This window comes from Mycobacterium sp. TH-M15, from assembly GCF_057473705.1.
This window is the reverse complement of sequence record NZ_JBYCLB010000431.1, coordinates 1-6,264: the sequence shown is the minus strand read 5'-3', so window position 1 is coordinate 6,264 and position 6,264 is coordinate 1. Positions and strand designations below refer to the sequence as shown.

At 70.1% G+C, this 6,264-nt stretch carries 9 protein-coding genes and 1 pseudogene; 8 read left to right on the top strand and 2 right to left on the bottom strand.

The window, feature by feature from the left end:
* The coding region (locus AC2VNT_RS10435; RefSeq protein WP_486946784.1) for a DUF7373 family lipoprotein at positions 1-1,094 on the top strand (1,094 nt) is incomplete at its 5' end.
* 3 nt (positions 1,095-1,097) lie between these two features.
* Here AC2VNT_RS10435 and AC2VNT_RS10430 read toward each other — a convergent pair.
* A complete protein-coding gene (locus AC2VNT_RS10430; RefSeq protein ID WP_486946783.1) occupies positions 1,098-1,514 on the bottom strand; it encodes a WhiB family transcriptional regulator in 417 nt (138 codons plus the stop codon).
* A 140-nt stretch (positions 1,515-1,654) separates the two neighbouring features.
* Here AC2VNT_RS10430 and AC2VNT_RS10425 point away from each other — a divergent pair, with 140 nt between their 5' ends.
* The 6 genes from AC2VNT_RS10425 to AC2VNT_RS10400 all read left to right on the top strand — a co-directional run bounded on the left by AC2VNT_RS10425 (position 1,655) and on the right by AC2VNT_RS10400 (position 5,765).
* Positions 1,655-2,425 carry a helix-turn-helix domain-containing protein gene (locus AC2VNT_RS10425; protein WP_486946782.1) on the top strand — a complete coding sequence of 257 codons (771 nt, stop codon included), beginning with the start codon at positions 1,655-1,657 and terminating at the stop codon, positions 2,423-2,425.
* Entirely contained in the window at positions 2,415-3,245 is an 831-nt protein-coding gene (locus AC2VNT_RS10420; RefSeq protein WP_486946781.1) for a C40 family peptidase, read from the top strand. The genes AC2VNT_RS10425 and AC2VNT_RS10420 overlap by 11 nt, the downstream gene beginning before the upstream one ends.
* A 50-nt stretch (positions 3,246-3,295) precedes the next feature.
* Positions 3,296-3,664 (top strand): DUF4226 domain-containing protein, encoded by a 369-nt coding sequence (locus tag AC2VNT_RS10415; protein WP_486946780.1) that lies wholly within the window; start codon positions 3,296-3,298, stop codon positions 3,662-3,664.
* 93 nt (positions 3,665-3,757) lie between these two features.
* Positions 3,758-5,122 carry a DUF4226 domain-containing protein gene (locus AC2VNT_RS10410; protein ID WP_486946779.1) on the top strand — a complete coding sequence of 455 codons (1,365 nt, stop codon included), beginning with the start codon at positions 3,758-3,760 and terminating at the stop codon, positions 5,120-5,122.
* Positions 5,123-5,151: 29 nt separating this feature from the next.
* Positions 5,152-5,466 (top strand): type VII secretion target, encoded by a 315-nt coding sequence (locus AC2VNT_RS10405; protein WP_486946778.1) that lies wholly within the window; start codon positions 5,152-5,154, stop codon positions 5,464-5,466.
* Positions 5,466-5,765: a DUF2694 family protein gene (locus tag AC2VNT_RS10400; protein ID WP_486946777.1), complete on the top strand. Its 300-nt coding sequence runs from the start codon at positions 5,466-5,468 to the stop codon at positions 5,763-5,765. Before AC2VNT_RS10405 ends, AC2VNT_RS10400 begins: the two co-directional genes overlap by 1 nt.
* 17 nt (positions 5,766-5,782) lie before the next feature.
* On the opposite strand, the gene AC2VNT_RS10395 is transcribed toward AC2VNT_RS10400, so the two are convergent.
* Positions 5,783-5,926 carry a hypothetical protein gene (locus AC2VNT_RS10395; protein ID WP_486946776.1) on the bottom strand — a complete coding sequence of 48 codons (144 nt, stop codon included), beginning with the start codon at positions 5,924-5,926 and terminating at the stop codon, positions 5,783-5,785.
* Between the two features lie 123 nt (positions 5,927-6,049).
* Here AC2VNT_RS10395 and AC2VNT_RS10390 point away from each other — a divergent pair.
* Positions 6,050-6,264: pseudogene (locus tag AC2VNT_RS10390) on the top strand (DUF5631 domain-containing protein); the annotation flags it as partial.

Below are 6,264 nucleotides of genomic sequence, written 5' to 3'. Positions count from 1 at the left end.
CGTCCGGAGATACCGCCGGGGATGCCGGCGGACGTTTCGAGGCGATGCGCATGGCCGGCCACGTGACCGGACCGTGGCAGGTCAACAAGACACTGACCCGCTTTGATCCGACGCCCCCCGGGGTCGTCACCGATCCGGCGGAGGTGATCGGCCTGCTCGGCGAGCAGATGGCTGCGGCGGCCCCGGAGGCCTTGACCTCCAACGGCTTCGTCGCCGCCTTCAACACCTCGCGGATGGGCGACTCGGCGAGTAATTCCGAGGGGGTATCCCGGGTGCAGAACCTGGTGATGCTGTTTCCCGACGACGCCTCGGCCGGTAGGGTCGCGCCGGCTCTGGCGGCCAAGCTCGCCTTGGGACCCGTTCGCCAGCCACTGAAGGTGGAGTATCACCCGGAAGTCACCGCCGTCTCCTACGAGATCGGGTCGGGGATTTTCAGCGTAGGTATCAGCGCCTACAAACGCTTCGTGTTCGTCCAGGAGATCGCCGCCAAACCTCCGGTAGGGCTTGCCAAGGATTTCTTCGTCGCTGAACTGTTCACCAAAGATATCGACGACCTCCACCTTCAGATCGACCAGTTCAAGCCCACCGATCCCGCTCGGCTGGCCGCGCTGCCCAAAGATCCCAGCGGCGACCTGCTCACCCGAACGCTGGCACCTGCCAACAACAATTTTCCGGCGGATGCCGGAGTCTGGGCGGCAGCGGGCTGGCTGCACTTCGAACCCGACCCCGGCTACCTGACCGAGGCCTTCAGCGCAGCGGCCGTGGACTGGGTGGCCCAGCGCGGCGCGACGGTGTTCCGGGCCAAGCGAGCCGATCTGGCGAAGACGCTCGCCACCAAGATCACCGCTGCGCTCCTGCGGGACCGGGACGTCCAAGTCACCTCGACGGGGGTGCCCGGCCTGCCCGAGGCGACCTGCTTTGAGCGGCTGCGCGACTGGGCGGGCCCGAGTGACTCGGCCTCCTACCAGCAGTACCACTGGCACTTCAAATGCGTCGCCTTCGCCGACCGCTACGCGTTCGCCGCGTTCTCCGACGCCGAGCAAGACGCCGAACAGCAGATCTCCGCGCAGTACCGGATGCTCACCGGCCAGTAGCCGCTACGCCGCGGACTGGGGCTCGGCCGCACCGGTCGGCAGATGAAACACCGTCGTCGTCACCGGCGCCCGCCGGTTCTCGTGCCGGGCCAGCAGCGCGGCGTTCTCGGGTAGCTCCCGGGGGCTGATCTCACCGGCGGCGATCCGACGCAGGGTCTGGTGTGCCCGGTCGAGGTCGTCCCGTTTGCGGTACTGGCCGCCGGGGAGTTTCACGCCGGCCCAGACCCCGTACTCCTCCCCGCGTTCGACGGCGCGTCGGGCACACCGTCGCTGTTGTGCCAGCGGGCAGCGGCGCAGGCAGATCAGCCGCGCCGCGGCAGCCGACTCCTCGTAGACGCGGGCCTTCGCCGCGCCGTCGGCGTGGTCGTCGTCGGCGTAGCCGAACCAGAGATCCGGGTTGATCGAACAGGGATGCGGCATGGCGGCCTCCTAACGTTGATAACGTAGAACAGAACATATACATCGAATCCCCGATCCACAAGAGAAACGAGATAAAAACGTATAGCTGTGGATGACCGGTGTGCGCTGTGTACTATCCCCGCTATGGCTGGGGCGCTGCGGTGAGCCGCGAATCAGCGGGGGCGGCCATCCGGACGTTGCGGGAGTCGCGGGACTGGTCGTTGGCCGATCTCGCCGCCGCCACCGGGATCAGCATCATGGGGTTGAGCTACCTGGAACGCGGTGCCCGTAAGCCGCACAAAAGCACAGTTCAAAAGGTGGAGAACGGGCTCGGGCTGCCACCGGGAACCTACACGCGGTTGCTGATCGCCGAGGACCCCGATGCCGAGCTCGCCGAGTTGACGGCGGCGCTGCCACCCGCGCGGGAGCGGGCCACCGGGCCGGTCGTCGTCGATCGCCACACCGGCACCGAAGTGCTCGAGGAGTACGCGGAGGCGCAGCTGGCTGCGCTGCGATCGGTGATCGACCGGCTGCCGCCGGATACGTCAGACGAATATGAAACATATATTCTCTCTGTGGTCGGGCAGTGTGTGAAGGCGGAGATGCTGGCAGCCAGCTCCTGGCGGGTTGCGGTGACCGCCGGTGCCGATTCGTCCGGCCGGTTGATGGACCACCTGACGGCACTGGAACAGACGCGGAGCGACCTGCTGCGACGGATGCCCACCAGGCTGAGCGCGCGGTTCGATCGCGCGTGCGCGCTCTCGACGCTGCCCGAACCGGTGATCGCGGCGTTGCTCGGCGTCACCGGTGACGAGCTGTGGGATATGCGTAACCGGGGAGTGATTCCCCCCGAGGCGCTCGCCCGGGTGCGGGCGTTTGCCGATGCTGGTGACGAATGGCCGGACAGGCGGGCGGTCGCCGATGACCGATAGCGAGGTGGCGGCGTTGATCCGCGCCCACCAACTGTTCGCGAAACGGCCGGTGCCGGTGCTCCCTGGTGTAGCTGCGGACCCGTACGTCGTTGCGCCGGCTGGAACGGTGGATCTCGGCGGCGGCGCGGTACCGGCCGGATACCGTCGCGCCGCGCAGGCTCAGCGGGCGGTGCTGGCCAGGGCCGTGCGGGTCGACCGCGCGGCCCTCGACATCCTCGCGGCGGCCCGAGCGGATCACACCAGCGCCCGGAGGCAGACCGCCAGCGTGGTCGAGGAGGCCCGTGCCGACGCGGTGGCGGCGGACAATCCGCTGGCGCACCGTGAGGCGATGCGCCGACGGGCGGCCCGGCTCCGCGCGCAGCGTGCCCATGTGCTGGCGGCGCGCCGCCGGGCGATCCGGCACCGGGATGCGTTGCGCCGGCTGCACTACCCGGGCGGCCGATCTCGCCGGAATCGGGGGTTGCGGCTGCCACCGTCGGGCAGCCAAGCCGGCGCGGCGGTGCGGGCGGCGCTCTCCCGGTTGGGCCGCCCATACGTGTGGGGTGCTACCGGTCCGCACCAGTTCGACTGCTCGGGGCTGACCCAGTGGTCGTACGCGCAGGCCGGGGTGCACCTAGACCGCACCACCTATCAGCAGATCCATCAGGGGATCGCGGTGTCGCGCTCGCAGGTCCGCCCGGGAGACCTGGTGTTCCCGACCGCGGGCCACGTGCAGCTGGCCATCGGCAACGATCGGGTGATCGAGGCGCCGCATCCCGGTGCGATGGTTCGGATCAGCCCGCTCGGCGCCGCGCTGGCGATCCGCCGGCCGCTGCCGTAGCGACGGCCGGTGACTCGACGGTCATCGGCCGGCTGGGTACGGTTGCAGCCATGGCAGAGCAGTCCGAGCCGGCCCAGGCTGCCGCCGAGGCGAAGCAGAACGTGCTGTCGGCGCGGCAGCGTACCGCCGCCGAGGCGGACGCGGCGCTCAGCGACGTGCTGGGGGACGCGCACACCGCGGCGGTCGAAGGTCGAGCCCGGGTGGACGAGATCGCTGCGCAGATCGAGGACTGGGTGGCCGATCAGAACGCGTTCGCGGTCGACACCCCGATGGGGGCGCGCGAGTTGCAACGGTTGCTGCTCAGCAAGCAGCGGGAGCTGGCGGATGTGGTGGCCGAGGCATACCGGGACGACGCCGACCGGCAGGCGAAGCTGAATGCGCTGTACGCGCGCTACCGGGACCCGGCCGGGGAATCCTGATCGACTCGGCTGTGCACAGCCGAATTGTCGCGGCGATCCGCCGCCACTACCGTCACCGCGCATGAGGTCCCCAACGCGTCACCGGCCGCAGAGATGACCACCCGCGAGGACCTGCTGGCGGCCATCGAGCGGATCGACCGGGCCGGCCTGACCAATCAGGACTCGCAGGATGCCAAGTTGGTCGCCTGGTTCGGCAAGCCGGAAGAGTACGACGGCATGCTGGACCGGCTGCACCGCGCATTCCCGCAGCTCTTCCCGCCGGCGGCGTCCGCACCGGCACCGGGTGGACCGGAGCAGCAGGGCAGCGCGGCCGAGGCGATGAGAGACGCCGAAGAGGTGCTGTCGCGACAGCGTTCGACCGCCGCCGAATTCGACCGGGAGGTCATCGAGGCCCTGCTGCACGCACACGAAACCACCGAGCAGGGCCGGAAAGCCCTCGACGACCTGGACGCCGAGATCGAGGACGCGGTCCGCACGTCCGACCTGAGCACCCCGGCCGGGGCCCGCGAGTTCCAGCGCTACCTGCTGACGAAGCTCGCTCAGATCATCGCCATCGTCGAGACCACCAACGACGACGACGCCTCGAAGGAGGCGCTGGCGAAGGCGCTGGCCGCGCTGTACGGCTCGCAGGCTGCGCAAAACGCACCCGCGCCTTCCGTAGCACCGACCGACCCGCCCGCTATCCCGACTGCACCCGGACCCGGTCCGGGGCCGGGCAGCCCCGCCCCGCCAGATGGACTGGACGGCTATCCGGACGACTACCCCGACGACTTCCCGGTCGACGATCTGGACCCGGTCGGGCCGGTCCCTCCGGAGTCGGCGTCCGCGCCGGCCTCTGTGCCGACGGGCGCACCGGCGATGCCGACGCTCCCGGGATTGGGCGGGGGATCACCGGGCGGCGCGGGTCTGCCCGGGGCCGGCATTCCGCCGGGATTGCTGCCTGCCGGGTGGGCACCGCAACCGTCGCAGCGACCCTCGCCCGACGAGGATCTGGGTGCGGACCCCGCCGACGAACCGGATCGACCAGCCGGCGCCGATGTCGAGGGTGATCCTGCCGCGCTGACCGAGGCCGATCCCAGAGTCGTGACGCTGCCCGATGGGCAGACGGTCACCGCCCCGACGCCGCAGCTGGCCGCGGTGGCACAGGCGGCCGCCGATGGGACGCCGATCATGGAGGCGTTCCGCCGTCAGGGAATCACCATCCCGCCGCCGGGAACGGCGGTGGCCGGCCCGGTGGACCAGTCCCGGGTCACGCTGGGCGACCTGGGAATGTTCACCGATCGCCACGCCCTCGCGCTGGGCAACGGCAAAGCACTGCTCGACGGTCAGATTCAACGGATCGCCAATGTGCGCGGGCCGAGCTTTCTAGGCTGGCAGCACCCACCGGGAGTGGGGGAGCCGGCGGAGCCGGCCCGGCTGCCGACACCGACCAGGCCGTCAGCGACGGTATCGACCTGACCACCAGACCGCTGCCGAGGAGGTAAGAGATGCCGGAACAGATTCGGGTGGTGCCGGCGGGGCTGCGTCGAGCGGCCGGAGCGCACCAGGACGTGGCGGAGTACCTCTCGACGATCCCGATGTCGCACAGCCAGATTCAAGCCAGCCTGGATTCGCTGGGGCCGATCTACGGTGGGCTGCGGGAGGCGGGGAGACAATTGCTCGAGGAGCGGCGCCGCTGCTACCAGGGCCAGGCGAGCGAGCACGCCGGGATGTCGCAGGGCCTGACGACGACGGCGGCCGTCTGGGAGCAGCACCAGGCCGAGGGCGCGGCGGCCTTTCGCGATCTGGCCGGTGAGGTGTGATGACCGAGCCGGACCCGACGTTCGACGTGCTGCACCCGAGTGGTCACGTGCTGTTTCGGTCCTGCCGCGGCGGCTGCCTGCACAGCGTGGGGCTGACCGAGGCTGCGATGGACACCGACGCGCAGACGCTGGCCGAGGCGATCATGCTGGCCGCCGACGTGTCCTTCCTCAAAGCGGCGGTGCAGGTGCGCGGCGAGATCGTTGCAGCCGGGCACACTCCCTCGGCGGCGCTGCCGACCGCCTACCAGTTGGAGGACGCCACCAACGAATTACTGGCACACCGCCTCGAACGACGCTGACCGGTTGAGCTAGCTAGCTAGCGCACCCATTTCTGTCCGGCCCGCGGGTCTGGCGCGATGTCGTGCGGAGGTTCGATCGGGCTGGCACCGAACAGTTCTCGGGCACGATTTAGCAGGCTGCGGAGCTCGTCCAGCTGTTCCTGCAGCACCGAGTCGGCCATCCGACCACGGTACCGGGCCGGCCGCGCCGGTGACAATTCACCCGCCCCGCCGGCCGAGCCGGATTCGGCCGCACCGTGATCGGAGGCCGGGGCGCGGCCCATCGCTGACGGTAGGCTTGCGCGGTGGCAATCTTCGGCCGCCGGACGGCGCGGCGACGGTTACAGAGCGCGGCCCGGGATTCGCTTGCGATCCCGTCCTTCAGCGCTCCGGTCGACTGCACCGCGTGGGTACTCGGTGGCCTGTGGCCCGCCGAGCTGGCGGCGGGCAGCCCGGAGACCGCACCGTTGGCCGAGTATCTCAGTGCGGATCTGCACCGGATCGCGAGCTCGGCCAACGA

Coding starts and splice junctions, on each gene's coding strand:
- AC2VNT_RS10400 (WP_486946777.1), top strand. CDS start 5,466: ATGACCGAGCCGGACCCGACGTTCGACGTGCTGCACCCGAGTGGTCAC.
- AC2VNT_RS10415 (WP_486946780.1), top strand. CDS start 3,296: ATGGCAGAGCAGTCCGAGCCGGCCCAGGCTGCCGCCGAGGCGAAGCAG.
- AC2VNT_RS10430 (WP_486946783.1), bottom strand. CDS start 1,514: ATGCCGCATCCCTGTTCGATCAACCCGGATCTCTGGTTCGGCTACGCC.
- AC2VNT_RS10395 (WP_486946776.1), bottom strand. CDS start 5,926: ATGGCCGACTCGGTGCTGCAGGAACAGCTGGACGAGCTCCGCAGCCTG.
- AC2VNT_RS10420 (WP_486946781.1), top strand. CDS start 2,415: ATGACCGATAGCGAGGTGGCGGCGTTGATCCGCGCCCACCAACTGTTC.
- AC2VNT_RS10410 (WP_486946779.1), top strand. CDS start 3,758: ATGACCACCCGCGAGGACCTGCTGGCGGCCATCGAGCGGATCGACCGG.
- AC2VNT_RS10405 (WP_486946778.1), top strand. CDS start 5,152: ATGCCGGAACAGATTCGGGTGGTGCCGGCGGGGCTGCGTCGAGCGGCC.